Source organism: Sulfitobacter sp. S223 (assembly GCF_025143825.1).
GTDB lineage: Bacteria > Pseudomonadota > Alphaproteobacteria > Rhodobacterales > Rhodobacteraceae > Sulfitobacter.
The window spans coordinates 2,581,893-2,608,225 of the sequence record NZ_CP083560.1; the positions used below are offsets into that span (position 1 = coordinate 2,581,893).

Here is a 26,333-nt window from a genome sequence, read left to right on the forward strand (position 1 = left end):
CGACACAAAGCCCCCCGCATTGCGGAGGCCCGCGTCTTTTACCGCCTTCTGTTCGTCTCGCTTAACCCCTTACCATGGGATCAGGATCAATGTGATCGCGGGGAACAGGACCAGAAGAACCACGCGGAACAGATCAGAGGCGACGAAGAACATGACCGCTTTGTAGGTCTCGGACATCGGGGTTTTGCGGTCCATCGCGTTGATGATGAACAGGTTCATGCCGACGGGCGGTGTAATCAAGCCCACTTCGACCACGATCAATACCAGAATGCCGAACCAGATCGCCACCAATTCTTCATTGATCCGGTACAGCGCGCCTTTGTTTACGCTGCGAATTTCCATCGCTTTGATCTGGTCACGTGTCAGCTCAACCCCGTCCGCAAGGCTTTGTTGCACACTGGCTAACATGTCAGGCGCCAGCTGCACCCCCGCCGCAAAGGCATCAGCGGCGCGGTGGGCGTGCAGTTCTGCCATTGTGACAAAGCCGAAATCGAGGCCCTGAATGACCGGCCAGAAGATCGGGATCGTCAGAAGGATCATAGATAGGCTGTCCATCACACAGCCCAAGGCAAGGTAGAATATCAGAATACACACCAGCACCAGCCACGGGCTATAGCCTTGCCCGCCGATCCACTCGGCAATCTCCTGCGGGACTTGCGTAAGCGCCAGAAAGCCGTTGTAGAATGCAGCGCCCAGCACGATGAAAAAGATCATCGCCGTGGAGCGTGCCGTCACCAGAAAGCTTTCGGCCAGCGTTTTGCGCGTAAGCCCACCATTTAAAAGCGCAATCAATCCTGTGCCAAATGCGCCGACAGCCGCCCCTTCGGTGGGGGTGAACCAGCCAAGGTAGATACCGCCGACCACCAGAGCAAAGACAATGAGCACGGGCCAGACCTGCACCAGATCAACGAGCCGTTCGGCCCAAGGAACGCGCCCGCGCGTCCCCGCCGCGTTGGGATAAATACGCACATAGATCGAGATCACCACGACATAGCCAAGCGCCGCCAGAATCCCCGGAATGAAGGCCGCGAGAAACAATTTCGCAATGTTCTGCTCTGTCAGGATGGCGTAGATCACCAGCACAACAGAGGGCGGGATCAGGATGCCAAGGGTGCCGCCCGCCGCAAGGGTCGCCGTCGAGATGCCCCCCTCATAGCCGTATTTGCGCATCTCCGGCAGGGCAACACGGCTCATCGTGGCGGCTGTCGCAAGGGAGGAGCCGCAGATCGCGCCAAAGCCCGCACAGGCGCCGATGGCAGCCATTGCCACCCCGCCCTTGCGGTGGCCGATGAATCCCGCAGCCGCTTTGAACAGCGCCTGTGACATACCGCCCAATGTTGCGAAATGCCCCATTAGCAGAAACATCGGAATGATCGACAGCGAATAGCTGGAATAGGTGGTGAAGGTTTCGGATTTGAGCCGCGCAAGCGGCAGGCCAATATCACCCGTGACAAGCATCATACCGACCAAGCCGGCCAGAAACATCGCCAGACCGATAGGCACACGCAAAAAGATCAGTCCCAGAAGCGCCGGGAATGACAGGATACCGATTGCAATATCGCTCAATGGTCTGCTCCTGTTTCGGTCGGCAACAGATCATGACCCGACAAAGTTTCTAACACACGCATCACTGCGACATAGACCGCAACGACGGCTGCGATTGCGGCTGCGAACATGCTGAGCGCATAGGCCCACCAGAGTGGGAATTCCAAAAGAAATGTGGTCTGACCCGAGCGGTATTTGGTGAGAAGACCGCCGAAAAGCTGGGTCGCGATCAGGACAAACACTGCCGCAAAAAGCAGCGATGTGATCAGGCTCAGGATCCTGTTGACCCGACCCGACATTCCTTGGGTAAAGATATCAACCGACGCGTGCGCACCTGACAAGGTGCACAGGGGCATGAATGCAAAGATGGCAAATGCGATGCCTGCCTCGATCAGTTCAAAGTCACCATTTATGGGGCCAACGCCAAGATTGATCGCCCATTGCGCAAATCCCGGTGCGATACCTTCGACGAAATCAGAGTGCAGCATCCCGTTTAGCGACCTGCCCAAAACGGACAAGCAGGTCAAAAGGATCAACACAGCAAGCATCGTGCCACCAAGATAGGCCATAATGCGCGATAGCTTCATGAAGGCTGGATACATCTTGCCCCGTTCCTGAAAGTGGGCGGACCAAATACATCAGGCCCGCAAAATGCAAAACGGCCGCAGCAAAACATGCTACGGCCATTCGTTTCTTATTTGTTGGCGGTGTATTCCGTCATCAACGCACGTGCTTGATCAATCCGCGCCTGACCGTCGATGCCTTTTTCGGCCATCTCGGCAATCCATGACGCATAAATCGGCTGAACCACTGGCAGCCATGTGCTTTCGGCGGTTGCCGCGTCGATTGTGATGATGTTGTTACCCATCTCTACGGCCATTTCACGTGCTGGGCCGTCGGAATCAGATTGTGTACCGCCGGCAAAGACAGAGAATTCCAGACCGGAGTTCTTGTCGATCACAGCCTTCAAATCATCTGGAAGACCGTCATAGACGCCCTTGTTCATCGCCAGGACAAACGTGAGATTATAAAGCGCGGGGCCTTCAAATTCCGTGTGGTTCTCAACAAGCTCCGGCACCTTCAATGCGCCGGTCACTTCCCACGGAATGGTTGTGCCGTCGATGACGCCTTTGGACAGACCTTCCGGGATCGCTGGGACCGGCATACCGACAGGTGTGGCACCTGTTGTTTCCAGCAGCTTGTTCACCAGACGCGACCCACCGCGGATTTTCATCCCACGCAGATCGTCAGGGGTCTCGACCGGATCAGCGGTGTGGAACATGCCCGGGCCGTGAACCCATGTGCCCAGAATATGTGTGTCGTTGAACTCATCCTGCATGTGTTCTTCAAACATCTTGTAATAGGCATAAGATGCCGCACGCGCGTCAGCCACCATGAAGGGCAGTTCAAACACTTCAGTGGAAGGGAAACGGCCAGGCGTATAGCCGACAACTGTCCAAACCACATCAGCAACGCCATCGACAACTTGGTCATACAGCTCCGGTGGCACGCCACCCAACTGCATGGAAGGAAAACGATCAACTTTGATGCGGCCATCGGAATCCGCTTCTACGCCATCCGCCCAAACGTCCAGAATAAGTTTCGGCACATTTGCCTGAGCCGGCAAAAACTGGTGCAGCTTCAGCGTCACTTCTTGCGCCATTGCGTTGCCTGCCGTCAAAGCAAGCATCGCAACGCTGCCCAGAGCACCCAGAATTGTTCTACGGTTTGTCATGTGGTTCCTCCCTTGGATCCGTTTATGAACGATGCGGATCTGCATCGCGAATTAAGTCGTTCAGGCGCGCATTTCTATGATGCGTTCGCCGGTATCGGTCTTTTCTGCCCCATCCCAGAAAGATCGCAGGCAGATCGTTATCCAGTGCCAGATCCGTCGGATTGGCAAGTATTTTGCACGGTTCTAACTGCTTGGTATCGCAGCGTGCGTCCCTCAAGTCGGCAGTTTATTGGCACCAACTGGAAGAATCCATGTCATTCGTTAACAGCGTTCTGTCGTCGGGTAACAAGGCCAAATCGAATCTGCTTATTTATTGACCGACCGGTTGGTTTATGCAAGATATTTCCCAAAGGGGAGGATGCAATGTCAGATACAATCCAAATCGAAGACCACGGACTCTGGGTCGAAATCACCCTTAATCGCCCCGACAGACTGAACAGCTTCAACGAAGAGATGCATCTAGCGCTCCGCGCTGCCCTTGAGGACGCGAAAGCCAAGCGCGCAGTGCTTCTGACAGGCGCAGGTCGCGGCTTTTGCGCAGGTCAGGATCTGGGCGAACGGGACCCTGCCAAGATGGATACCCCCCCTGATCTGGGCCAAACGGTGCGCCAGTTCTGGGCGCCGCTCGTGCGGCAATTGCGCGGCCTTGAAATGCCCGTGGTCTGTGCTGTCAACGGTGTCGCCGCAGGTGCGGGCTCAAGCCTTGCGATTAACTGCGATATGGTCTTTGCGGCGCAGTCTGCCCGTTTCATCCAGAGCTTTGGAAAGGTCGGATTGATCCCGGACACTGGCGGCAGCTGGCAGCTGACGCGATTGCTTGGTCCTGCCCGCGCGCGCGGTCTTGCGCTTACGTCAGAGCCGCTGACCGCCAGTCAGGCTGCTGAATGGGGGCTGATCTGGAAAGCGTGTCCCGATGACGCCCTGATGGAAGAAGCCCGTGCGCTGACTGCTAAACTGGCGTCCGGTCCAACCTTTGGCTACGCCAGCACCAAGCGCGCCATAGATGCCGCTGCGACAAACACGCTGGACGACCACCTTGAGCTGGAAGCCGACCTTATGAAAGCCTGCGGCGAAAGCATCGACTACGCCGAAGGGGTGAGCGCCTTTCTCAATAAGCGCGCCCCCGTCTTTCTAGGCCGCTGACCTTACCAACAAAGGATACCACTGTGCCCCGCCCCATTGCCCAAGACCATGACGACAAACGCGATGCCATCCTGCGCGCCGCCGCCCGTTTGTTCGCCGATGTGGGATATGGCCGCGGATCAATGGCCGAAGTTGCACAGGTATGTGGCATCTCCAAAGCTAACATATACCATTACTACCCAAGCAAAGAGGCGCTTCTGTTCGATATTCTGGACAGCCACCTACGCTACCTGCGCGACCGCATTGGCAACCTGAGCTTTCCCAGCAGCGACCCGAAGGCCAAGGTCCTGCACATGATTACCGAAGTTCTGCTGGCCTATCAGGATGCAGACGCGGAACATGAAGTATTGTTGAACGCGACAAAAGCTCTGCCAAAAGAGCAACAGCAGATTCTACGCCAACACCAAAGTGATCTCATTGGTTACGGCCAGACGATCCTGACCCTGATCACCCCACCCGATATTGTGGCAGACAGCGGCAAGATGCGGGCGCTGACGATGTCGGTATTCGGGATGCTGAACTGGCACTACAAATGGTGCCGCAATGCGGACGCCGAAACGCGCAGGGCGCATGCCAAAATCATTGCGCAGCTTGTCATCGGCGGGGCGCCGAGCCTGTCCTGAAGCTCCCTATTCATGGCCGTAGAAAAACCTCTTGCCAGCAAAAAGAATCTCTTGCCAAAATCATAACTTCATATATTCATGAATTATGGAAACTATACTCATCAACCGCCTCTCGACCCTGAGCCACCCACAACGGATGGCCGTGTTCAGGCTGCTTATGCGGCGTTGTCCAGATGAGGTGCCAGCAGGTGAAATCGCCGCCGCCCTCTCGCTCAAGTCCAGCACCGCGTCTGTGTATCTGTCAGCGCTGACGCAAGCAGGACTGATCAGCCAACGGCGCGACGGCACACGGCTTCTTTATGCTGTGAACCTTGAAACCACGCGCGAAGTTGTAACAGGACTTTTTTCCGATTGCTGTCGTGGGCGACCGGACCTATGCCCACCACAATTCGCTGAATTCCTCCAGACACCGGTTAAGGACAGAAAACTCAACGTACTCTTCGTCTGTACCGGCAACTCCGCGCGTTCAATCATCGCGGAGACTGTTTTGAGAGACTTGGCTGGCGACAAATTTACAGCCTATTCGGCGGGCACAGCACATCGTTCTACCTTGAACCCTTTTGCGGTCGAGATGCTGGAGACAAAGGGCCATGATGTGTCTCTCCTGCGGTCCAAAAACCTGACAGAGTTTCAGGGGCCGGACGCACCGGTGATGGATTTCGTCTTCACTGTCTGTGACCACGCCGCGAATGAAGAATGCCCGACCTGGCGCGGCCAACCCGTTTCGGGGCACTGGGGCATGCCCGACCCAGTCAAAGCTCAGGGAACCGAAGCGGAAAAACGACTGGCCTTTCACCAGACCTATGGCGCGCTGCGCAACCGGCTTTCCGCCTTCGCCGCGCTTTCATTCGAAGCTTTGGACCGTGGATCGCTACAAAAACAGATAGACGCCATTGGCAAGGCCCCCGCCACAGAGGAACCAACATCATGACCACATATGCCATCAACGGCCTTGGCCGTATCGGCAAGCTTGCCCTTCGCCCACTTCTGGAAAGAGGTGCAAGGATCGCCTTTATCAATGACGCGGTGGGCGACCCCGCGATGCATGCACATCTGTTGGAGTTCGATTCAATCCACGGCCGTTGGCCAGCCGCGTTTACAGCCGACGAGACATCGATCAGCATCGACGGCACCCGCATTCCCGTGACCTGTACCCGCAACCTCGAAGAGTTGCCGCTTGACGGTGTGGACGTTGTGATTGACTGCACCGGCGCCTTCAAAACCGAAGCCAAGCTCGCGCCCTACTTTGCTGCTGGCGTGAAGAAGGTGATCATTTCGGCTCCGGTCAAGGATGGCCCGACGGCCAATATCGTCTACGGCGTTAATGACGACACCTATGCCCCCGACCAGCACCACATTGTCACGGCCGCCAGCTGTACCACGAATTGCCTCGCGCCGGTAGTGAAGGTGTTGCTCGACGGGATCGGGATCAAGCACGGGTCGATCACCACGATCCACGACGTCACCAACACGCAGACAATCGTAGACCGCCCCGCAAAGGATTTGCGCCGCGCGCGGTCGGCTCTGACAAATCTGATCCCTACCACCACAGGCTCTGCCACAGCGATCACGCTGATTTACCCCGAGCTTAAGGGAAAGCTGAATGGTCATGCGGTTCGGGTGCCCCTGCTGAATGCCTCCATCACCGACTGCGTTTTCGAGATGTCCCGCGAGACGACTGTGGAGGAAATCAACGCCTTGTTCAAAACGGCGGCAGAGGGGCCATTGAACGGCATTCTGGGATACGAAGAGCGGCCGCTGGTCTCCTCCGATTACACCAACGATCCGCGCAGCAGCATCATTGATGCTCTCTCGACCATGGTTGTGAACGGCACACAGGTGAAGATTTACGCATGGTATGATAACGAATTCGGCTATGCCAACCGTCTGGTTGATGTGGCCCTGATGGTGGGCGGCAAGCTGTGACACGTCCTGCGGGCCTTGCGGCTTATATCACCGTTACGGCGGCCTATTGGGCCTTTATGCTGACAGATGGCGCGCTGCGGATGCTGGTGCTGTTGCACTTTCATACGCTAGGCTTCTCGCCGGTGCAGCTGGCCTATCTGTTTGTGCTCTATGAGATAGCAGGCGTCATCACCAACCTGTCCGCTGGCTGGATCGCTGCCCGTTTCGGTCTGACTAAAACGCTTTATGCTGGGTTGGCGCTGCAGGTCATCGCGCTGCTGGCACTGGCAAGGCTTGACCCAAGCTGGAGTATCACAGCCTCTGTGATTTTCGTGATGCTGGTACAGGGTCTTTCGGGCGTTGCGAAAGATCTGGCCAAGATGAGCGCTAAAAGCGCGGTCAAGATCCTCGCCCCAAGCGATGGCGCGGGCCTTTTTCGCTGGGTTGCGATCCTGACGGGTTCGAAGAATGCCGTGAAGGGCTTTGGCTTTCTGCTGGGTGCATTATTGCTGGGCACCATCGGTTTCGTGACGTCTGTCCTGGGCATGGCTGTGGTTCTGTTTGCCATCCTTGTTTGCGTTTTTCTTGCAATGCCCACGGGCCTGCCCACCGGACGCAAGGACGCCAAATTCACAGAAGTACTGTCCAAGAACCGCAACATAAACTGGCTAAGCGCCGCGCGGCTTTTTCTATTCGGTGCGCGCGACGTCTGGTTTGTTGTCGGTATCCCGATCTATTTCTACGCAGTGCTGTCGGACGGCAGCGAAGACGGCAACCGCGCGGCGTTTTTCATGATCGGCAGCTTCATGGCCGTCTGGACGATCCTATATGGCATCGTGCAGGGCTGGGCCCCGCGCATCCTGCGCGCAACCTCCCGAACCGAGGGCGATATCCTGCTGCAAGCGCGTCACTGGGTTGGTGCGCTCATTTTTGTGCCCGCGTTCTTGGCGGCATTGGTGTGGTTCGTGCCAGCGGCCTCACCTGCGCTTACGGCAACAATTGTGCTGGGGCTGCTAATCTTCGGCGGGGTGTTTGCTGTCAACTCGGCGCTCCATTCCTACTTGATACTCAGCTTTACCGATGCAAAGCGGGTCACGCTGGACGTTGGGTTTTATTACATGTCCAATGCAGCGGGCAGACTGGTTGGGACCGTATTGTCCGGCCTGACTTACCAGCTCGGTGGACTGGCGTTGTGTCTCGCCACTGCTGCTACGATGATAGCTCTAAGCTGGCTGGCTGTCTCCCGGCTTGAACTTCAAACACAAAAAGGTGCCCTTGCATGAGCATTTTTGAAAGGTACCTGTCGCTGTGGATTGCCTTGGCCATGGGGGCCGGTATTTTGCTGGGCAACTTCGCCCCGTCTGTGATCACTGCCATTGCTGCCACGGAGGTGGCCAGCGTCAATCTGGTGGTGGCGGTGCTGATCTGGGCGATGGTCTATCCGATGATGGTCGGCGTTGATCCTGCCTCGCTGCGTGACGTGGCAAAGCAGCCGCGCGGGTTGATGATCACGCTGGTGGTAAACTGGCTGATCAAACCTTTCACAATGGCTGCCTTGGCCGTGTTGTTCTTTCAATATGTCTTTGCGCCATGGATACCGCCTGAAGACGCAATGCAATACATCGCCGGGCTGATCCTGCTTGGCGCTGCCCCCTGCACAGCAATGGTTTTTGTATGGTCACAGCTCACCCGCGGCGATGAGACCTACACACTGCTTCAGGTGTCGGTGAATGATCTGATTATGGTTATCGCCTTTGCACCGATCGTGGCGTTTCTGTTGGGGGTCACTGATCTGACCGTCCCGTGGTCCACCCTTGTCCTGTCGGTTGTGCTGTTCATCGCGTTGCCGTTGGTTGCCGGACTGCTAACGCGCAAACGCCTCGGCTCTGCCGAAGCGATCGCGGCGTTCCAAGCAAGGGTAAAACCCTATTCGGTGGTCGGGCTGATTGTCACGGTCATGATCCTGTTCGGCCTTCAGGGTCAGGTGATCGTGTCCAAGCCGTTCATCATCGTGCTTATTGCCGTGCCAATCATTCTGCAAAGTTATGGTATCTTTGCAATTGCTTATGCGGCGGCCTTTGCGCTGAAAGTACCGCACCGCATTGCTGCCCCTTGCGCGTTGATCGGTACGTCGAATTTCTTTGAACTGGCGGTCGCTGTTGCCATCAGCCTGTTCGGCCTGAACTCGGGCGCAGCATTGGCAACTGTTGTCGGCGTTCTGGTTGAGGTTCCGGTAATGCTGACATTGGTTGCATTCGCGAACCGAACGCGGGCGCGCTTTTCATGAAGGCAGTCATGCCCAAACAAGTTCATTCAAAAAATGTCGCATTGCGCCCGCCAACGACGATATCAAACCGGTAGCCCTGATCGACATCACGATCAGGGGTGTCATACTCTTGCCCGACGTTGCGCACAAAGGCATCGCCCATCAGGATCGCCATAGGATCGGATGCATTGTTTTCCTCTCGCGGGAAATACATCTGCGTAATCAGGCGCGAAGAACCGCCCGTGACCGAAATATGGATATGCTTTGGACGCCAGCGCCCGATATCGGGTCGGGCCAGATAGGCACCCGGACTGATTGTCCAGAACGCGTACCGCCCGGCTTCATCCGTTATGATGCGTCCAAGCCCCAGGAAATTCGGGTCAAGTTGTAGGCCGCTGCCATCCTCACTGTGGGTATAGCGGCCAAAGCTATTCGCGCTCCAAACCTCCAGCAAAGCGCCCGCGACAGGTCGGCCTGTCTCACTGCGCAAGGTTCCGGAAACCTCTATGGGCTGGCCTTGCGCGCGCGGACGGTTGGGGGCGATACGGGTCATATCAGCTTCATTCGGCCGGATCATGGCGCGGGCCGGCGCGTATGGCACAAAAGACGCACGCGCGGCCTCCGGGATCAGCCGCAAGCGTTGCCGCGGCGTGCGTTGATCAGACGTGTTGTCCGTCGGCCCGATTTGCAGCAATCTGCCTTGATCTCTAGTGACCATGCCCGTTCCTCCCTTAGCTTGCCAAATCATCAAAGAAGGGTGTCTCACCCTCACCGGCCATCACGATATCAATTACATACACCTCATAGCCGTTCCGGGTGCGCCCGTCGTGACGCGCAATCAGCTTGCCTTGATCCTCTGGCGGCAATGAAGCAAGCAACGGGTCGGCAGCGTTGGCGGGTTCATCATCAAAAAACAATTGCGTGACGATGCGGCTGATCCCGTCAGAAAAGATTGTCAGCGTCATACAAGGTGCGCGGCCCACAGCTGCTCCGGGTTTGACGCTTTTGAATTCGAATGCGCCGCTGGCGGTGCGGATGCGGCCATAGCCGTGGAACCACGGGTCCAAATCAGGGTGTCCGGCATTGTCCGGCGTATCGTATACACCCTTGGCGTTGGCCTGCCAGAACTCCAGCAGGACGCCATTCGCCAGATCTTTGTGACGGTCCAGTACCCTGCCCCGCAAGATCATCGGCGTCCCTTCCGGCCCTACCACCAGCCCATGATGCAATCGGCTGATGTCCATCAGCTCGGGGTCTTCGAAATAGATCGGAAAATAGGGCCCTACCGTGTCTTCGTTTGTGGCGGGGAGTATGTTTGGGGTTACGTCGGCATCCATCGGCTATCCTTTATTGCGCAACGATTGTTTTATATACTAAACAACGCAGGCCACAAACCAAGAGAGCCATATGACCCAGCCCGAAGCCGCCAACCACGCAGTCTATTTCGTTCCGGGCTTGCATCGCGGTTTGAAAGTGCTTGAAACCCTCGGGGCCTCTGACGAACCACTGTCGCTGAGCGAAATCGCCCGCGCGTTGGAGATCAGCCGGTCTTCTGCCTTTCGCCTTGTCTATACGCTGCGCCAGATGGAGTTTATCAAGGAAGCCGAACAGAAGAACACCTATACGCTGGGCGCGCGGGTGCTGAACCTCGGGTTTGCCTATCTCAACCAACAACCCATGACCGCAATCGCCCGCCCGCATCTGTCGGCCCTGCGCGACAAGGTTAACATCAGCGCACATCTGAGCGTGCTTGAAGGGACGGACGTTTTGTACCTCAGCAGTCATCAGGCGCGCGCAGGATATGTGAGCAACATGGTCACTGGCACGCGGCAAAAAGCCTATGCCTCGGCCATCGGCTGGTGCCTGTTGAGCGATTTGTCCGAAGAAGAGTTGCGCGCGTTTTGTAGCGGTCAGGACATGGCTGCGGTGACTGTACACACCCCCACAGACGCCGACATGTTGATTGAGCGTGTTCACGACGTTGTCGCCAAAGGCTACGTTTATTCCAAAGGTTTTCGCGAACCCGGAGGCTCCAGCGTTGCGGCACCGGTGCGGGATGCCCGGGGGCGCATCGTGGCTTGCGTCAACATCTCTGGTCCGGATGGTGCCTTTGACGAAACCAGGATCGAAAGTTTTTACTGGCCTGCCGTTGCCGAAACCGCGCAGCATATCTCCCGTGGTTTGGGGTATACCGGCGCGTAACCTCGCACCGGTGCCTGGCTGAAGGCGCACACCGTCCAGAGACCGCATTTGGACGTCGTCAGTCAACCGATACCCTCTCCTCTGCAAAACCGCCTGAAACCTGCACCCCATTCTTGGGGCGGAATGTTGCTGCACTTATCTATAGTCTTGTATATTGAACTACGTTTTGCATACAATACAGTTAGGGAAACGGCAAGTCACGCTATGAATAAGGAAAGCTATCGGTGTCCGGTGCATTGAAAAATCTGAGGGTGCTGGACATCACGCATGTGTTAGCTGGCCCTTACTGCACCTATCAGCTTGCACTGCTTGGCGCAGACGTGACCAAGATCGAACCTCCGCACGCGCCGGATTGCGCAAGAGAACGCGGCCCCGATGATGCGCTAAACGCACAAGGTTTGGGGTTGAACTATCAGGTGCAAGGCGGAAACAAGCGCGCGCTTGCAGTTGATCTATCGACTCCCGAAGGTGCCAAAATACTACGTGATCTGGCGCTGAACGCCGATATTCTTGTAGAAAACTACACCACAGGCGCGCTGGCTGTGATGGGATTAGGCCCCTGTGATTTGCGCGCGCTGAACCCGCAGCTTATCTATTGTTCGCTCACAGGATATGGGGATACCGGCCCGCTGGCGCAGACAGGGGCCTATGACAACGTCATTCAGGCTGGCAGTGGCATCATCGACCAGTCAGACGGGCATAAACCTGCTGTGTCGTTTGTTGATTATACCGCTGGCCTTTCCGCAGCCTTCGCAATCCTTGCAGCGGTGAACCAGCGCAACATGACCGGAGAAGGCTGCACGATCTCTGTCTCTATGCTCGAAGTCGCGATGAATCTCATGGCACCCGAAGCTGCGGCAGCGCAACATGCCACTCACACCGTCCGAGCCAAGGAGGCGGGGATCACAGCCTACGATACGAAACAGGGCAAGCTGATGTTGGGCGTCTTCACACCCGCGCAATACCGCCGCCTTGGGAGCGTGCTGACGAACCTACAACAGCCAATCCCTGCCCTTTCTTCAATCAACAATTGGTCCGATGTATGGGCGTGCGCGGAACAGCTCAACCGTGATCTAGCGGCCGTTTTTGCAGGTCGGACCTGTGAAGAATGGATCACGGTGCTGCGAGCGAATGATCTCCCTTGTGACCGGATCAAGCCGCTGTCAGAAGCCGTCGACAGTGCGCAACTGCGGGCACGTGGGTATTTTACAGGCAGCCCCGATGATCCGTCGGTCACCTTGCCCCTATCCCCGTTCCACATGTCGCAGGGCGGTCCGGCACTGACCAAAGCGCCGCCCCGCCACGGTCAGGATAGCGAAGCCGTCTTGGCAGAAGCAGGACGCAGTGCGACAGACATCCAACACCTTCGGGACATCGGGGTTATCAGATGATGCGCCCCGCCCCGATCATGACAGCACAGCCATTTGCAAAACTGCCAGAGCACTTGCGCCACAAGGGCATGCCTTCCGACTGGGCGAAGATGACACGCCCCGGTCATGCCATGCATTCATTTCTTGAAGGTGCCTTTTTCGACAGCCATGGCGATCTGTGGCTAAGCGATGTGCCGTATGGCCGCGTCTTTCGGGTCGCGCCGCAAGGCGCATGGCACTTGGAACACCAGATTGACGGCGCACCCCATGCGATGCGGATTGCGTCAGATGGACGTCATATCGCCGTAGATTACCACCATGGACTGATCGAGCTAACCGGCACAGAGCAATATTCGGTCATAAGCACAGGTCTGAAAGACCATCCCTTTTTAGGCCTGTCGGACATGGCCTATGCCCCTGATGGTGCGCTGTGGTTTACCGATAGCGGACGTTCGTCGCTAAGTGACCCTACGGGCCGATTATATGTCATGATGCCTGATGGCCAACTGCGCCTTGTGTTGGAAAACATCCCCTATTCCAACGGCATCTGTCTGTCACCGAACGGTGAGTGGGTCTATGTTGCGGCGACGCGTGCCAATCAGGTGTGGCGCCTCTCAGCACGGCTGCCCGACACAGGCTATCCGATGGTCGGCACCTTCTTGCAGCTGTCCGGCGGGCTTGGCCCTGACGGATTGGCCTGCAATCGCGACGGCTGGATTGCCATCGCCCAAGCACAAGCAGGGCGCGCATATGTATTCGATGCGTTGGGTGATCCGATTGCCGAAGTCCGCCTGCCAGAAGGGCTTTGGACCACGTCTGTGACCTTTCATCCCGACAATTCAAAACACTTGTTTATCGTTGATGCCCAACACGGCGCGATTTTTCAGTGTGACCTGACAGATATTTAGGAACCGGCATGAACAAAGATGACCTTCACGGCTATGTCCCCGCCATTGCCACCCCCTTCTCTCCGAAGGGCGACATCATGGAAGACGCCTTTGTCGAACTTTTCGAATTTCTCATCGCGCGGGGTGCTACAGGCATTTGCATAGCCGGAGACAACGGCGAAAGCTGGGCGCTTAGCGCGGCCGAGCGCGGCCGTCTGGTCCGGTTGGCCAAAGACACCGCCAGAGGCCGCGTGCATGTGATGATGGGTATTTCCGCGCCGGTGATCGAAACATCGGTAAGCTATATCAATGCGGCCGAAGAAAACGGCGCGGATGTTCTGTTGTCGATGCCGCAGACATATGTTCTCAAAGTATCAGAGCCCGAGTTGATGGCCCGCTTTGACAAAATATCTGCGGCGACAAAATTACCGCTGGTTCTATACAACTCGCCGCGCAGAATGGGATTTTCCCTGACGGTTGACCAGACAGAGAGGTTGCTGAACGCACACAACGTCATTGGCATCAAAGAATCCCAACGCGACTTTTTCTACCACACCCATCTGCTGGATCGTCTGGCAAACCGCATGGCGATTATGACGGGCCCCTGTCACTATATCCTGCCCGCTTTTGCGCTGGGGGCCAAGGGTTTCATCGCCACAGGGCCAGAGTTCACAACGACCAAACCGTCAGAAATGGCGGCAATGGGCACCTCTGCCCCCGATGCTTTATACCGCAAGACCCATATGGAGCTGACAGTGCTGTATGAGATGTTGATGGGCTTGGGCACGTGGCCAGCAGCCTTTAAGGCGGCGCTGAACCTGATTGGCCAACCCGCGGGTGTGCCGCGCGATCCGGTCATGGCGCTGGCGCCAGCGGACGTAGACAAAATCCGGCAGACCTTTGACCGGCTCGGGATAAGCTATTCATGATCCGTCTGATCCCCTCTCAACAGGATAAGATCACGCGCGCTGCGCAGGTGGTGTTCTTTTACAATGACGCACCGCTCACAGCATCGGAGGGAGAGACCCTCACAGCAGCCCTGTTGCGCAACGGGATCAGACAATTGCGCAGCCCCGCGCGCGGCATGTTCTGTTGCATGGGCCTATGTCAGGAATGCTCAGTCTTAATCAACGGCCGCAGCATTGAGGCCTGCCGTGTCGCAGTGCGTGAAGGTCTGCGGATAGGTTCCATGGACTCCCGTCAATGACTGCCACCTATGATATTGCCGTGCTTGGCGCGGGACCAGCTGGCACAAATGCCGCACTCGCGGCGGCAGGCGCAGGAAAGACAGTGCTGTTGATCGACGAACAGGCCACTGCAGGCGGACAGGTCTGGCGCGCAAAATCCGCCTCGATACGCTCGACCCCCACAACCCCAGAAAGCCGCGCGGGCGATGCCCTGCGGGCGCGGCTCTTGGCGGCAACCAACTCGGGCAAACTCACCTATCTGTGCAGCACGCGTCTGTGGCAGATAGAGCGTGTTGGCGCTGACTGGGCTGTGCATCTGCTGACAGACGACAAGGTCACTCAACACTCAGCCCGCGCGCTTGTGCTGGCCAGCGGCGCGCGGGAATTTGTACAGCCACTACCCGGTTGGACCACCCCCGGCGTACTGGGGCTGGCCGGTGTCACAGCCTTGATGAAGTCAGAGCAAATCCCGCCAGGACAGGCCACTGTCGTGTCAGGCACCGGCCCGCTGGTCTTTTATGCGGCCAGCGAAACTCGCCGTTTGGGCGGCACGGTGGTCGCTGTGGTTACCCCCAACAGGCGCTGCGACTGGCTCAAGGTCCTTCCCGCGCTGCTCCGCCGTCCCAAGCTTTTTCTGCGGGGTATGCTGTGGATCGCAGACCTAACACTGGCGCGCGTACCGGTGCTGTGGGGACATACTGTGACCTCGGTCGAGGGTAAGCAGACAGTGAGCGCGGTCAATGTTCAAAGCGTAGATCACACATGGGCACCACGTGGCACCGCGCGCCATTTGTCTGCCGATAGCCTGTGCCTGGGCCATGGCCTGATACCAGCGACCGAGGCGGCACAACTTGCGGGCGCCACGCTTTGTCATGATCCGGCGCTTGGCGGGTGGATACCGCAAGCCACAGTAGATGGAAGCACCGATGTAAGCGGACTTTATCTTTGCGGCGATGGCGCTGGCATTCGCGGGGCGGATGCAGCGGAAACCCAAGGCACACTGGCAGGGCTGAAAGCGGCAAGTGATCTTGGGGCCAAAGGTCTGGTGCAGAGAATCCGCGCACTCAGTCGTCGTCACGCGGCGCGGTCGCGATTTGGTATTGCCATGGCCGCGCTTAGCATTCCGCGCGCGGGTATGGCCGAATGGAGCACGGCGCAGACGATCATGTGCCGTTGTGAAGATATCAGGCGTGCCACAATCACGGCGGAAATCAGCGCCGGTGCCAGCAGCGCCAATGCGGTCAAATCGGGTTTGCGTGCGGGCATGGGTCCGTGTGGCGGCAAGTTCTGCCAGACCGCGATTGCCCGCCTGATCGCCAACCAGACTTCCCGCGCGGTTGGCGACATTCATCCTCCCACACCACGCCCGCCCCTGCGCCCTGTCCCCGTCTCGGCGATAGCCGAGGGATTTGACTATGATGATCTGCCAATCCCGAAACCCGCGCCATTATGAGTGAACCATACGACATAGCCGTGATCGGCGGCGGCATTATGGGATGCGGCGCAGCGCTTCGGGTCGCGCAAGGCGGTATGCGCCCTATCCTGCTGGACATGGGGGACTTGGGCCAGGGTGCATCGGGCGTCAATGCTGGCACCCTGAGCCTGCAAATCAAGCGGGTCAGCCTGATCCCCTACGCATTGCGCGGGCACCGAATGTGGGAACAGATGGGGGATGCGGTCGGCTTTCACAAGACAGGTGGCTTTACCGTTGCCTTCACACCCCGCGAAGCGGAATTGCTGCTTGAACGGCAGACACTCAAAGCAGCGGCGGGCGCACCAATTGAATTCATCTCTGTCGAGGCCTTGCGCAAGGCCGAGCCGAACCTGTCCCAAAAGGTGCAAGCCGCAAGCTTTTGCGCTGAGGACGGGTATGCAAATGCGTCGCTGACAGGACAGTATTACCGCGCGCGGCTAGGCGCAGCGGGCATCCCCTACCGCGAGCGATGCGCGGTCACGCAGATCACCCGAAGCGCACATGGTTTCACCCTCCAGACGGAAGGCGGGATAGTCAGTGCCACTCGCGTTCTTCTTGCCGCAGGCGGCTGGCTGCGCCCCTTGGCCCGCATGTTGGGCGTCGATCTACCCGTGGCTGCGCGCATTAACACTGTGTCGGTGACCGAAAGAATGCCGACGATCATGTCCCATGTCATCGGCCATGCCACCGGCCTTTTGACGATGAAACAGAAAACAAATGGCACCGTTCTTATCGGGGGTGGCTGGCAGGGGCGCGGGACGCCACAGACAGGACGCGGCGAAGTCACCGCCGAAAGCCTATCGCCCAATCTTGCGTTGGCACAATTTGCGGTGCCCGCCCTGAAGGATGCCCGCGTATTGCGCAGCTGGACCGGATTTGAAGCCAATACACCGGATTTTTATCCTCTGGCGGGCGCGCTTGCCGGTGTGCCTGATGCCTTCGTGCTTGGCTGTGTGCGCGGCGGTTATACCATCGGCCCTTATATCAGCGAGTTGATGGGCGACTTCATCCTCGGGCGGGATCCTGAATTGCCCCTGTTTGACCCGGGCCGCGACTTTGAGAAAGCACTCACATGACGAAAAATGACCCCAGCCGCCTTGACGGCAAGCTTGCAATCGTGACCGGCGGAGGGTCCGGTATCGGCGCTGCAACGGCGCACATCTTTGCCCAAGCAGGCGCAACTGTGCTTGTCACTGGCCGCAGGCTTGAGCCGCTGAAAACTGTCGCCGATGCGATCGGTGGTCACGCAATCACCTGCGATGTTTCGCAACAGGATCAGGTAGACGCGATGTTTGATGAAGCGCTCAGGATCACTGGCCGCGTCGATGTTGTGCTGAATAACGCCGGTGGGCCCGGCCCGATTGCAGCAGTGGCTGATGTGGATATGGCCGAATGGGTGGCCTGCATGAACGTCAATCTGGTCGGCGCAATGCACGTCTTGCAAGCCGCAGCCAAGATCATGGGCGCCCAAAAATCCGGCTCAATTATAAACATGTCTTCTCTGATGGGTATTCAGGGGTACCCTATGCGATCAGCCTATGTCGCATCAAAATTCGCACTGATCGGCATCACAGAAACGATGGCCCGCGAATTGGGTCCGCTTGGCGTGCGGGTGAATGCGCTGATGCCCGGCGCTGTCTCGGGAGAGAACATGGACCGTATTCTTGCCAAACGCGCAGCGGCAGAAGGCCTACCTGTAGAAGAAATAGAGCGGCAGAACTATACGGATGTTGCCGCGCTCAAACGTTGGGTTACCCCCGAAGAAGTGGGCCGCGCAGCGCTTTATTACGCCTGCGATTTGTCATCGGCCATTACAGGCGACAAAATGAAAGTGGATTGCGGGCGCTTTTAGGAGCCGCGCTCAGGGCTTCTTTAACCAGTCCGAATACTGCTGCCGAAGCAGGTCAAGCTTTGGATCGATGTAGCGCGTGCAAAACGGCGCCTCGGGATTGCGCGCTTGGTAGTCCTGAAACCGCGGGTCAGAATGTTTGAACCCACGATGGGACAAGACCTGTGTGACCAAAGGCGCTGGGAAATCGTGCGCCAAGTGGCGCAACACGTCTGTGACTTCTTCAGATTGTGCCCGTGAGAAAACATAGACAGCGCTGCGATATTTGCCGCGCATCTTGTGGTTCGACGTGCTGCCGTGTGTGCGCAGATGAATATCAACCAGCACCTGCATTGGCACTTGCACCGGATCAAAGGCGATCTCTACCGCCTCTGAATAGCTGTCGTTTGGCGGGTCAGATACGATGAAACCCTGCGATACCCGATCTACTCCGCGCAGCGCGCTGAATACCGCTTCGGTACACCAATGGCAGCCGCCGCCAAAGCCGATGCGCTGCACGTCCGTCAAAAGCGGGCAAACGCGCAGCGCAACCGGATCACATCCGCGCCGCAATAATGCGGATCAGTTTCTTGTGGTCTGCGTCGAAGTTGCGGATGCCTTCCGCAAGCTTTTCTGTCGCCATAGGATCGGCGTTCATTTCCCAGCGGAACAGCGCTTCGGTCATTTTGACCGGAGCGACACCGCTTGCGTTTTCGGGCGACAACACGCGGGTAAGCGTGCTTGTGTCCTTGGCCATCTCATCCAGCAGGCTGGGCGCAATCGTCAGGTTGTCACAGCCTGCCAGCGCCTTGATCTGATCAGAGCTTCGGAAAGAGGCGCCCATCACGACCGTCTTGATCCCGTTGGATTTGTAATAGTCATAGATGGCGCGCACGGACTTCACGCCCGGATCTTCATCGGGGGCATAGCTGTCACGGCCCTCGGCCTTTTTGTACCAATCTGTGATGCGGCCCACAAAAGGTGAGATCAGGAAAGATTTTGCATCAGCACAAGCCACAGCCTGCGCCATCGAGAAGAGCAGTGTGAGGTTACAATCAATGCCTTCGTCTTGCAGGATCTCTGCTGCACGGATGCCTTCCCACGTCGCGGCAAGCTTGATCAGGATCTTTTCCTTGCCAACGCCCCGCTTGGCGTATTCAGCGATGATCGCCCGCGCACGTGTGACAGATGCATCGGTATCAAAAGACAGGCACGCATCCACTTCGGTTGAAACACGGCCCGGAACCAGTGCTGCCAGCTCTGCGCCCACGGCAACGGTCAACACTTCGGTGACCTGCTCGGCGTTCAGACCGGCACTTTTGCCCGCTTCGATTTCGCGCTTTACCAATTCCTCTGACGCAGGGTCTTCCAGCGTTTTCAGAACCAGCGACGGGTTGGTGGTACAATCCACCGGCTTATAGGTTTTAACAGCGGCTACTTCGCCGGTATCGGCAACCACGGTCGTCATGGTGCGCAGTTGATCCAACACATTTGTCATATCATGTTTCCTTGCTTTGCGTCCGGCGCGGGCATGGTGCCTTTGTCGAATCCGTCAATGTTGGGTTCGGTGTAGCGGACCTGCGCCAGTGAATCCATCCATCCCGCGCCGCTTGGGCGCAATGCGCGAAAATGCAAAGAAAATAGCAATCAGAACGCATCAAGCGTCGTGCCTTATGCGGCATGAACGGTTACAAACGGCTGACCACCCTGCCCCCAAGAAAGCGAAGGCTGCCCGATGTCCCGTGCGAACGCTCTAACCCAAGCTGCCAGCTATTTCGACAGTGGCGCGCTACAATCCGATCTTGCCCGTTTGGTAAGCTACCGCAGCGAAAGCCAGAATCCCGCACAAGCAGATGTGCTTGTCAGCTATCTCGAAACCGCCATGCGCCCGAGGCTTGAGGCGATGGGTTTCGTCTGCTCATTGCATGACAATCCTACCGGACGCGGCGGCCCCTTCCTCATTGCGCTGAGGATCGAGGATGCAGCCCTGCCAACAGTTCTGTCTTACGGTCACGGCGATGTGGTGTTGGGGCAGGATGACCAATGGCGCGCAGGGTTGGAACCCTTCACACTGACCGAAGAGGGTGACAGGCTCTATGGTCGCGGCGCTGCGGACAACAAGGTCCAGCATCTAGTGAATATTGCCGCCCTTGAAACTGTACTCGCGGTGCGCGGCAAGCTGGGTTTCAACGTCAAGATCGTGATGGAAACAGGCGAGGAGATCGGCTCTCCCGGTCTGGCCGAGATGATGAAGTTGCACAAAGAAACGCTTGAATCGGATGTTCTGATTGCGTCGGACGGGCCAAGGTTGAGCGCGGATGTCCCGACGATGTTCATGGGATCACGCGGAGGCATCGGGTTTGATCTGGTGGTGAAACTGCGCGACGGCGCGCATCATTCGGGGAATTGGGGTGGGCTGCTGGCTGATCCGGCGATGATCCTGTGTCATGCGCTGGCCAGCATTACCGATGCGCGCGGTCAGTTGCGGATACCGGAATGGCGGCCAACCAGCCTGACCGATGCGGTGCGCGAGGCACTGCGCGCTCTGCCCGTGGGCGCCGCCGAAGGGCAGCCAAGGGTCGATACCGATTGGGGCGAAGCAACCTTAACACCGGCAGAGCGCGCCTATGGCTGGAACAGCTTCACCATTCTGGCGATGAAATCCGGCACGCCCGAAGCACCGCTGAATGCGATTTCAGGCAGCGCGCGGGCCTCATGCCAACTGCGCTATGTGGTAGGCACCGATGCGCAAGAGGTCCTTCCTGCCTTACGTCGTCATTTGGATGCCAATGGCTTTCAGCAGGTCCTCATCGAAGGGGCGGACAACGGCATCTTTGCCGCGACCAGACTTGAACCCGACCACCCTTGGGTCGCGTATGTAGAGAACTCCATCACGCGCACCACCGGCAAACCGCCCCATGTTTTGCCTAATCTGGCAGGCTCGCTGCCCAATGACTGCTTTGCCGATATTCTGGGCCTGCCAACCATCTGGATTCCGCACAGCTATCTGGGCTGTAACCAGCACGCGCCGGATGAACACGTACTTAAACCCGTCTGCCGCGAGGCCATGCAAATTATGGCCGGTCTGTTCTGGGATATCGGGCAAAACACGCCCGACCAAGACTAGGCTGGTTCGGATTGGGCAAAGGCAGGAACCGACAGACCACCAGCGGCAATGATGTGGCGAACCACGGCTTCGGCGCCTTCCCCGTGTCGCAGCGCGCAGAAGACAAAAGGCAAATCGCCACGCATGCGTTTTGCATCACGCTCCATCACCTCCAGCGAGGCACCGACATGCGGGGCAAGATCGGTCTTGTTGATCACCAGCAGGTCGGATTTTGTGATGGCAGGGCCGCCTTTCCGCGGAATTTCCTCACCTGCGGCCACGTCGATCACATAGAGGGTCAGGTCTGCCAACTCCGGACTGAAGGTCGCTGACAGATTGTCGCCGCCACTTTCAATCAGGACAAGATCTAGATCGGTATGGCGGCGCTGCATCTCGGCCACAGCCGCCAGATTGATCGAGGCGTCCTCGCGGATCGCGGTATGTGGGCAGCCCCCTGTCTCAACGCCCATAACGCGGTCCTGAGGCAGTATTTGCATACGCATCAACGCCTCGGCATCCTCTTGGGTGTAAATGTCATTGGTGATCACCCCCAGTGACAGATGAGGATGCAACGCGCGCGCGATAGCCGCAGTAAGAGTGGTTTTTCCGGCCCCGACAGGGCCACCGATGCCGACCCGCAGGGGGCCATTCATTTTGGTCATGTGCGAAAAATCCTGTGGTTGAGTGTTTCATGTCGCATGGCCGCGATGTCAAAGGCGAAAGTGGCGCTCATCAAACCGTCCAACCCCTCCCGAGCCGCCTGCGCAGTGATCTGGGGACACAGCAGGCTAAGACGGCGTAGCACCGCCTGCCCGTCGGTTTGGCCCAGCGGCACAAGCCGCACAGCGCAAGACACAAGGTTTGCAACGAATGCCTGTAAATACAGGGTTGCCGTCATGGTGACCGGAAGATCAAGCTGCCGTGCTGCATAACCTACGGCAACCGGATGCAGGAGGTCCGGCAATTCAAGGCCCCAGATGTCACGGGTGGTTCGCGCAAAGGCACCGCCCTGCTGGACGCTTTCGAACAACCGCTCCGCGCTTGGAGAAAAAGCACGTGCATGCGCATCAAGCATCTCAACGCCAGCAATATCGTCACAGGCATAGGCAGCCTGCAAAAAGATCGCGTCAGTATGTCCCGTACCGTGGTGCAGCAGATCGTCTAGCCAAAGTTCCAGCTGCGCGGCAGTGCTGATGCTGCCCTCCTGTATCGCCAGTTCAAGCCCGTGCGAATAGGCAAAGCTTCCCAAGGGATAGGCCGGCGAAAACCACTGGCTGAGAACAAGGATCGGATCAGTGGGCATGGTCATGGCTGTGGTTGTGATCATGCGCCGTGTGTCCATGTTCATGGCTATGGGTGCGCCCATGACCATATGCTCCGCCCTCGGGCGTGAAGGGGCGCTGCACCTTTGTGACCACTGCGCCCAAATGCTCAAGCATATGTCCAATGACCGGATCATTCTGGATCAGCAGGTGATCCGCTTCGATCTGGCAAGGTGTATGGCGGTTGCCGATGTGCCAAGCCAGCTGCACCAGATTGTCACCGGTGATCTCAAGCAGTTCTTCTTTGGCCGCGATGATTTCGATCAACTGCCCCTCAGCAGTCGCAAGAGCATCGCCGTGGTTAAGCGACGTTGTCTTTGGCAAATCCACCAGCACACTGCGCCCATCGGTCGTCTGGATCACCTTCCGGCGCAAAAAACGTTCATCATAGCTTAGCTCGCATGTGGGAACCGAACCGGTCCAAGTGCCTGCTGCGCGGGTGGTTTGGGTCAGGTAGTCAGTCATGATGCACTTTCGCTTGGGGTGGATTGGTCGCTTGGTTTCATTGTGTGTGACCCGTCAGAACATGAAATATCGCTGCGCCATCGGCAGCACCTCTGCCGGTTCACACGTCAGCAGAACGCCATCGGCGCGGACTTCGTAAGTCTCCGGATCAACCTCTACCTGAGGCAGGGCACTGTTGAGGATCAGGTCTTTCTTGCCGATGTTGCGGGTATTTTTCACGGCAATGGTTTGCTTGGCCAGCCCAAGAGACGCGCCAATGCCGTCGGCGTGAGCCGCACCCGACACGAACGTCACCGAAGATTCCGTGAGCGATCGGCCAAAGGCCCCGAACATCGGGCGCGAATAAACCGGCTGCGGCGTAGGAATGGAGGCGTTTGTATCGCCCATCTGCGCCACGACGATGGTGCCCGCCATCAGGACCATTTCTGGCTTCACACCAAAAAAGGCCGGATTCCACAGAACCAGATCGGCGCGCTTGCCAACCTCGACCGAGCCAATGACATGACTGACGCCCTGCGCAATGGCGGGGTTGATGGTGTATTTCGCAATATAACGGCGCACACGGAAGTTGTCGTTATCGCCGGTTTCTTCAGCCAGACGGCCGCGCTGCTTGCGCATCTTGTCAGCTGTCTGCCAAGTACGGATCAGCACCTCGCCCACGCGCCCCATTGCCTGACTGTCAGACGCGATGATGGAAAACGCGCCCATGTCATGCAGGATGTCTTCTGCTGCAATCGTCTCGCGGCGGATGCGGCTTTCGGCAAAGGCGATGTCCTCGGGGATGGATTTATCAAGGTGATGGCAGACCATCAGCATGTCCAGATGCTCTTCTACGGTGTTGACTGTAAAGGGCCGCGTGGGGTTGGTAGAGCTGGGCAAGACGTAGTCTTCGCCGCAGATTTTGATGATGTCAGGCGCATGACCGCCCCCTGCCCCTTCGGTATGAAACGCATGGATGGTGCGGCCCTTCATGGCCGCTACGGTATGCTCGACAAAGCCGCTTTCGTTCAGGGTGTCTGTGTGGATCATCACCTGCACATCCATGTCGTCGGCGACCGACAGGCAGCAATCAATCGCCGCGGGGGTCGTTCCCCAATCCTCGTGTAACTTAAGAGAGCAGGCACCGCCGCGCACCATTTCTTCCAGCGCTTCGGGCTGGCTTGCGTTGCCTTTGCCTGACAGACCGATGTTCATGGGGATGCCATCAAACGCCTGCAACATCCGACCGATGTGCCACGGACCCGGCGTGCAGGTGGTGGCCAACGTGCCGTGCGCGGGCCCGGTCCCACCCCCGAAACAAGTTGTCACGCCGGAATGCAACGCGTCTTCCATCTGCTGTGGCGCAATAAAGTGTATGTGGCTATCCATGCCGCCTGCCGTCAGGATGCGCCCCTCGCCTGCGATGATCTCTGTGCCCGGCCCGATGATGATGTCGACGCCACTTTGCGTGTCGGGATTACCGGCCTTTCCGATGGCCGCGATCAACCCGTGTTTGAGGGCGACATCCGCTTTGTAGATGCCGGAATGATCCACAATCAGCGCATTCGTGATAACGGTATCCATAGCCCCGCCTGCGCGGCTGATCTGGCTTTGGCCCATCCCGTCACGGATCACCTTACCGCCACCGAATTTCACTTCTTCGCCATAAGTTGTTAGATCACGCTCGACCTCGATAACCAGATCGGTATCAGCTAGGCGGATACGGTCGCCTGTGGTCGGGCCGTACATGGCCGCATATTGCGCGCGGGGGATTTGAACCGGCATATTTTCAGCTCCTCTTGAGACCACGTTTTCCAAGGCGTTTTGCGTTTGCGCGGGTCTTCTGGCGCAACGGCTTTATTGCGGCGGCTGTGATTTTGTCAGGTGTTTCGCCACGCATCATCGCGGCACCCGCATCTGTCGCAGAGCGGGTCACCGCCTGCACTTTTTCGGACACCATCCGCGAATCCTCTGCCTGGGGGACAGACCAGATGCCCGCCATGCCCATCAGGCGCATGCCGACAACCATTTGAGCCTCGGCCAGCATATGGGCGACCTGCACCGTATTGGCGAGATAGGCGAAGGGATCGGGTAGCATATTTTCATATTTCATAGCAGCTCTCCTGAGCGCGTGATCTAATAAGCGTGGAAATCAAGCAGCATTCGCGTGCGCTGCACAGTCAGTTCAGTCATACAAGTGCTGTAAACCAGCGGCTGTATCGAGCCCCCCTCATAGGGGCTTGCGTGTACTTCGCAAGCAGCATCGCGGTATGCCAGCCATGCGCGCTGTGCAGTCAACAACGCATCCCCCCGGCCAATGGCATCTGCAAAGGTTTTGGCCGGTTTCCATGCTTCATTCAGCGCGGCATCAACGGCCTGATATTCTTTTGCGGCGCAGGCGTTCATCATCTGCTGTGCCTGCGGCGAAATACAGTCCGCTGCGGTCTGCGCCTGCGCCACAGGGGCAAAGAACGATCCGAGCAGCAGCCCGGCGGCCAACGCCAAAGGCCCCATGACTTTGCTGTTGAACCCGAAAACTTTCCGCGCACCGCCAATGGGAATTAATTGAACCTCGCGGCGTTGACCCGGCTCAAAACGAACCGCAGTGCCAGCTGCGATATCAAGTCGAAAACCATGCGCTGCCGTACGGTCAAAATCCAACGCCGGGTTCGTTTCGGCGAAATGATAGTGACTGCCGACTTGAATTGGCCGGTCGCCTGTATTGGCGACGATCAGTGTTATCGCGTCTGCACCATCGTTCAGAGTGATCGACCCGGAGGCCACAAAGACTTCACCGGGGGTCATTTCTGTGCCCAGCCGATGACCGCAGCCGCTGCGATCACAAACAGACCGACCAGCAGCGGCAGCCAGTTGGGCTCACCAAGGTGGTGGTGCATATACGCACCCTCATGTGCCGCGGCAAAAGTGGCTGTAAAGACAAAAAGCAAAGCGGAAAAAAGCGTTTTCATGTCGGGGTCTCCTATTCGGGATCAACGGATCGGATTATGAACGGTCACCAGCTTGGTGCCATCGGGAAAGGTCGCCTCGACCTGTACGTCGTGGATCATTTCGGGCACCCCTTCCATACATTGATCGCGGGTAATCACATGGCCGCCCGCCTCCATCATATCCGCCACAGAGCGGCCGTCCCGCGCCCCCTCCACCACCGCATCAGTGATCAGAGCGATTGCTTCGGGGTGGTTCAACTTCACCCCACGGGCAAGGCGTTTACGCGCCACCTCTGCGGCCATGGCGATCAATAGTTTGTCTTTTTCTCGGGGGGTCAATTGCATGGG

General features: G+C 57.7%; 30 protein-coding genes and 1 pseudogene. 15 read left to right on the forward strand and 16 right to left on the reverse strand.

The annotated features are described in order from the left end of the window. Positions 1–69: 69 nt before the first annotated feature. The 3 genes from K3757_RS12295 to K3757_RS12305 all read right to left on the reverse strand — a co-directional run bounded on the left by K3757_RS12295 (position 70) and on the right by K3757_RS12305 (position 3,280). Entirely contained in the window at positions 70–1,566 is a 1,497-nt protein-coding gene (locus tag K3757_RS12295) for a TRAP transporter large permease (RefSeq protein WP_259995898.1), read from the reverse strand. Continuing rightward, entirely contained in the window at positions 1,563–2,147 is a 585-nt protein-coding gene (locus K3757_RS12300; protein ID WP_259995899.1) for a TRAP transporter small permease, read from the reverse strand. The genes K3757_RS12295 and K3757_RS12300 overlap by 4 nt, the downstream gene beginning before the upstream one ends. 92 nt (positions 2,148–2,239) lie before the next feature. Next, entirely contained in the window at positions 2,240–3,280 is a 1,041-nt protein-coding gene (locus tag K3757_RS12305; RefSeq protein WP_259995901.1) for a TRAP transporter substrate-binding protein, read from the reverse strand. 363 nt (positions 3,281–3,643) lie between these two features. Between K3757_RS12305 and paaG the strand changes: the two genes are divergently transcribed. The 6 genes from paaG to arsB all read left to right on the forward strand — a co-directional run bounded on the left by paaG (position 3,644) and on the right by arsB (position 9,238). Further along, positions 3,644–4,423, forward strand: coding sequence for a 2-(1,2-epoxy-1,2-dihydrophenyl)acetyl-CoA isomerase PaaG (gene paaG, locus K3757_RS12310; protein ID WP_259995905.1), 780 nt, complete (start codon positions 3,644–3,646; stop codon positions 4,421–4,423). A 23-nt stretch (positions 4,424–4,446) separates the two neighbouring features. After that, complete coding sequence (locus K3757_RS12315; RefSeq protein WP_259995909.1) at positions 4,447–5,046, forward strand: TetR/AcrR family transcriptional regulator; 600 nt, start codon at positions 4,447–4,449, stop codon at positions 5,044–5,046. Positions 5,047–5,131: 85 nt separating this feature from the next. Beyond that, positions 5,132–5,977, forward strand: a complete 846-nt coding sequence (locus K3757_RS12320) for a helix-turn-helix domain-containing protein (protein WP_259995912.1) — start codon at positions 5,132–5,134, stop codon at positions 5,975–5,977. After that, entirely contained in the window at positions 5,974–6,972 is a 999-nt protein-coding gene (locus K3757_RS12325) for an ArsJ-associated glyceraldehyde-3-phosphate dehydrogenase (protein ID WP_259995916.1), read from the forward strand. The genes K3757_RS12320 and K3757_RS12325 overlap by 4 nt, the downstream gene beginning before the upstream one ends. Next, a complete protein-coding gene (gene arsJ / locus K3757_RS12330) occupies positions 6,969–8,234 on the forward strand; it encodes an organoarsenical effux MFS transporter ArsJ (RefSeq protein WP_259995920.1) in 1,266 nt (421 codons plus the stop codon). Before K3757_RS12325 ends, arsJ begins: the two co-directional genes overlap by 4 nt. Next, on the forward strand, positions 8,231–9,238 hold the full coding sequence (gene arsB, locus K3757_RS12335; RefSeq protein ID WP_259995926.1) for an ACR3 family arsenite efflux transporter: 1,008 nt from the start codon (positions 8,231–8,233) through the stop codon (positions 9,236–9,238). The genes arsJ and arsB overlap by 4 nt, the downstream gene beginning before the upstream one ends. Positions 9,239–9,260: 22 nt before the next feature. On the opposite strand, the gene K3757_RS12340 is transcribed toward arsB, so the two are convergent. Together K3757_RS12340 and K3757_RS12345 are read right to left on the reverse strand one after the other, a co-directional pair. Continuing rightward, positions 9,261–9,935, reverse strand: coding sequence for a protocatechuate 3,4-dioxygenase subunit beta (locus K3757_RS12340; protein WP_259995927.1), 675 nt, complete (start codon positions 9,933–9,935; stop codon positions 9,261–9,263). A gap of 13 nt (positions 9,936–9,948) precedes the next feature. Then, positions 9,949–10,554 carry a hypothetical protein gene (locus K3757_RS12345; RefSeq protein ID WP_259995928.1) on the reverse strand — a complete coding sequence of 202 codons (606 nt, stop codon included), beginning with the start codon at positions 10,552–10,554 and terminating at the stop codon, positions 9,949–9,951. Between the two features lie 70 nt (positions 10,555–10,624). On the opposite strand from K3757_RS12345, the gene K3757_RS12350 reads away from it, so the two are divergent. The 8 genes from K3757_RS12350 (at position 10,625) to K3757_RS12385 (ending at position 18,189) form a co-directional block, all read left to right on the forward strand. Beyond that, positions 10,625–11,419: an IclR family transcriptional regulator gene (locus K3757_RS12350; RefSeq protein WP_259995938.1), complete on the forward strand. Its 795-nt coding sequence runs from the start codon at positions 10,625–10,627 to the stop codon at positions 11,417–11,419. A 224-nt stretch (positions 11,420–11,643) separates the two neighbouring features. Next, complete coding sequence (locus K3757_RS12355; protein ID WP_259995939.1) at positions 11,644–12,810, forward strand: CaiB/BaiF CoA-transferase family protein; 1,167 nt, start codon at positions 11,644–11,646, stop codon at positions 12,808–12,810. After that, positions 12,807–13,697, forward strand: a complete 891-nt coding sequence (locus K3757_RS12360; RefSeq protein ID WP_259995940.1) for an SMP-30/gluconolactonase/LRE family protein — start codon at positions 12,807–12,809, stop codon at positions 13,695–13,697. Before K3757_RS12355 ends, K3757_RS12360 begins: the two co-directional genes overlap by 4 nt. Positions 13,698–13,705: 8 nt before the next feature. Further along, positions 13,706–14,605, forward strand: coding sequence for a dihydrodipicolinate synthase family protein (locus K3757_RS12365; protein WP_259995941.1), 900 nt, complete (start codon positions 13,706–13,708; stop codon positions 14,603–14,605). Beyond that, positions 14,602–14,883, forward strand: a complete 282-nt coding sequence (locus K3757_RS12370; protein WP_259995942.1) for a (2Fe-2S)-binding protein — start codon at positions 14,602–14,604, stop codon at positions 14,881–14,883. Before K3757_RS12365 ends, K3757_RS12370 begins: the two co-directional genes overlap by 4 nt. Next, complete coding sequence (locus tag K3757_RS12375; RefSeq protein WP_259995944.1) at positions 14,880–16,316, forward strand: FAD-dependent oxidoreductase; 1,437 nt, start codon at positions 14,880–14,882, stop codon at positions 16,314–16,316. Before K3757_RS12370 ends, K3757_RS12375 begins: the two co-directional genes overlap by 4 nt. Further along, positions 16,313–17,413, forward strand: a complete 1,101-nt coding sequence (locus K3757_RS12380; protein WP_259995946.1) for an FAD-binding oxidoreductase — start codon at positions 16,313–16,315, stop codon at positions 17,411–17,413. The genes K3757_RS12375 and K3757_RS12380 overlap by 4 nt, the downstream gene beginning before the upstream one ends. Continuing rightward, on the forward strand, positions 17,410–18,189 hold the full coding sequence (locus K3757_RS12385; RefSeq protein WP_259995948.1) for an SDR family NAD(P)-dependent oxidoreductase: 780 nt from the start codon (positions 17,410–17,412) through the stop codon (positions 18,187–18,189). Before K3757_RS12380 ends, K3757_RS12385 begins: the two co-directional genes overlap by 4 nt. Before the next feature lie 9 nt (positions 18,190–18,198). Here K3757_RS12385 and K3757_RS12390 read toward each other — a convergent pair whose 3' ends face one another. Beyond that, a complete protein-coding gene (locus tag K3757_RS12390) occupies positions 18,199–18,738 on the reverse strand; it encodes a peptide-methionine (S)-S-oxide reductase (RefSeq protein ID WP_259995949.1) in 540 nt (179 codons plus the stop codon). Continuing rightward, entirely contained in the window at positions 18,722–19,663 is a 942-nt protein-coding gene (tal, locus tag K3757_RS12395; RefSeq protein ID WP_259995950.1) for a transaldolase, read from the reverse strand. Before tal ends, K3757_RS12390 begins: the two co-directional genes overlap by 17 nt. A 237-nt stretch (positions 19,664–19,900) precedes the next feature. Between tal and K3757_RS12400 the strand changes: the two genes are divergently transcribed. After that, positions 19,901–21,292 carry a M20 family metallopeptidase gene (locus K3757_RS12400; protein WP_259995951.1) on the forward strand — a complete coding sequence of 464 codons (1,392 nt, stop codon included), beginning with the start codon at positions 19,901–19,903 and terminating at the stop codon, positions 21,290–21,292. Here the strand turns inward: K3757_RS12400 and ureG are convergent. The 9 genes and pseudogenes from ureG to K3757_RS12445 all read right to left on the reverse strand — a co-directional run bounded on the left by ureG (position 21,289) and on the right by K3757_RS12445 (position 26,330). Further along, the gene (gene ureG, locus K3757_RS12405; protein WP_259995952.1) at positions 21,289–21,933 is read right to left on the reverse strand and encodes an urease accessory protein UreG; all 645 of its coding nucleotides are present in this window, start codon (positions 21,931–21,933) and stop codon (positions 21,289–21,291) included. The two genes, K3757_RS12400 and ureG, sit on opposite strands and share 4 nt — an antisense overlap. Next, entirely contained in the window at positions 21,930–22,598 is a 669-nt protein-coding gene (locus K3757_RS12410) for an urease accessory protein UreF (protein WP_259995953.1), read from the reverse strand. Before K3757_RS12410 ends, ureG begins: the two co-directional genes overlap by 4 nt. Continuing rightward, positions 22,564–23,058, reverse strand: coding sequence for an urease accessory protein UreE (locus tag K3757_RS12415; protein ID WP_259995954.1), 495 nt, complete (start codon positions 23,056–23,058; stop codon positions 22,564–22,566). The genes K3757_RS12410 and K3757_RS12415 overlap by 35 nt, the downstream gene beginning before the upstream one ends. 54 nt (positions 23,059–23,112) lie before the next feature. After that, positions 23,113–24,822, reverse strand: coding sequence for an urease subunit alpha (ureC, locus tag K3757_RS12420; protein ID WP_259995955.1), 1,710 nt, complete (start codon positions 24,820–24,822; stop codon positions 23,113–23,115). A 4-nt stretch (positions 24,823–24,826) separates the two neighbouring features. Then, complete coding sequence (locus K3757_RS12425) at positions 24,827–25,150, reverse strand: antifreeze protein (RefSeq protein ID WP_259995956.1); 324 nt, start codon at positions 25,148–25,150, stop codon at positions 24,827–24,829. 23 nt (positions 25,151–25,173) lie between these two features. Further along, on the reverse strand, positions 25,174–25,551 hold the full coding sequence (locus tag K3757_RS12430; protein WP_260001247.1) for a lysozyme inhibitor LprI family protein: 378 nt from the start codon (positions 25,549–25,551) through the stop codon (positions 25,174–25,176). Next, a pseudogene (locus tag K3757_RS12435) lies at positions 25,540–25,842 on the reverse strand (urease subunit beta); the annotation flags it as partial. The pseudogene K3757_RS12435 and the gene K3757_RS12430, both read right to left, overlap by 12 nt. Then, positions 25,839–26,006, reverse strand: coding sequence for a hypothetical protein (locus K3757_RS12440; RefSeq protein WP_259995958.1), 168 nt, complete (start codon positions 26,004–26,006; stop codon positions 25,839–25,841). The gene K3757_RS12440 and the pseudogene K3757_RS12435, both read right to left, overlap by 4 nt. Positions 26,007–26,027: 21 nt before the next feature. Further along, positions 26,028–26,330 carry an urease subunit gamma gene (locus K3757_RS12445; protein ID WP_259995960.1) on the reverse strand — a complete coding sequence of 101 codons (303 nt, stop codon included), beginning with the start codon at positions 26,328–26,330 and terminating at the stop codon, positions 26,028–26,030. Positions 26,331–26,333 lie beyond the last annotated feature (3 nt).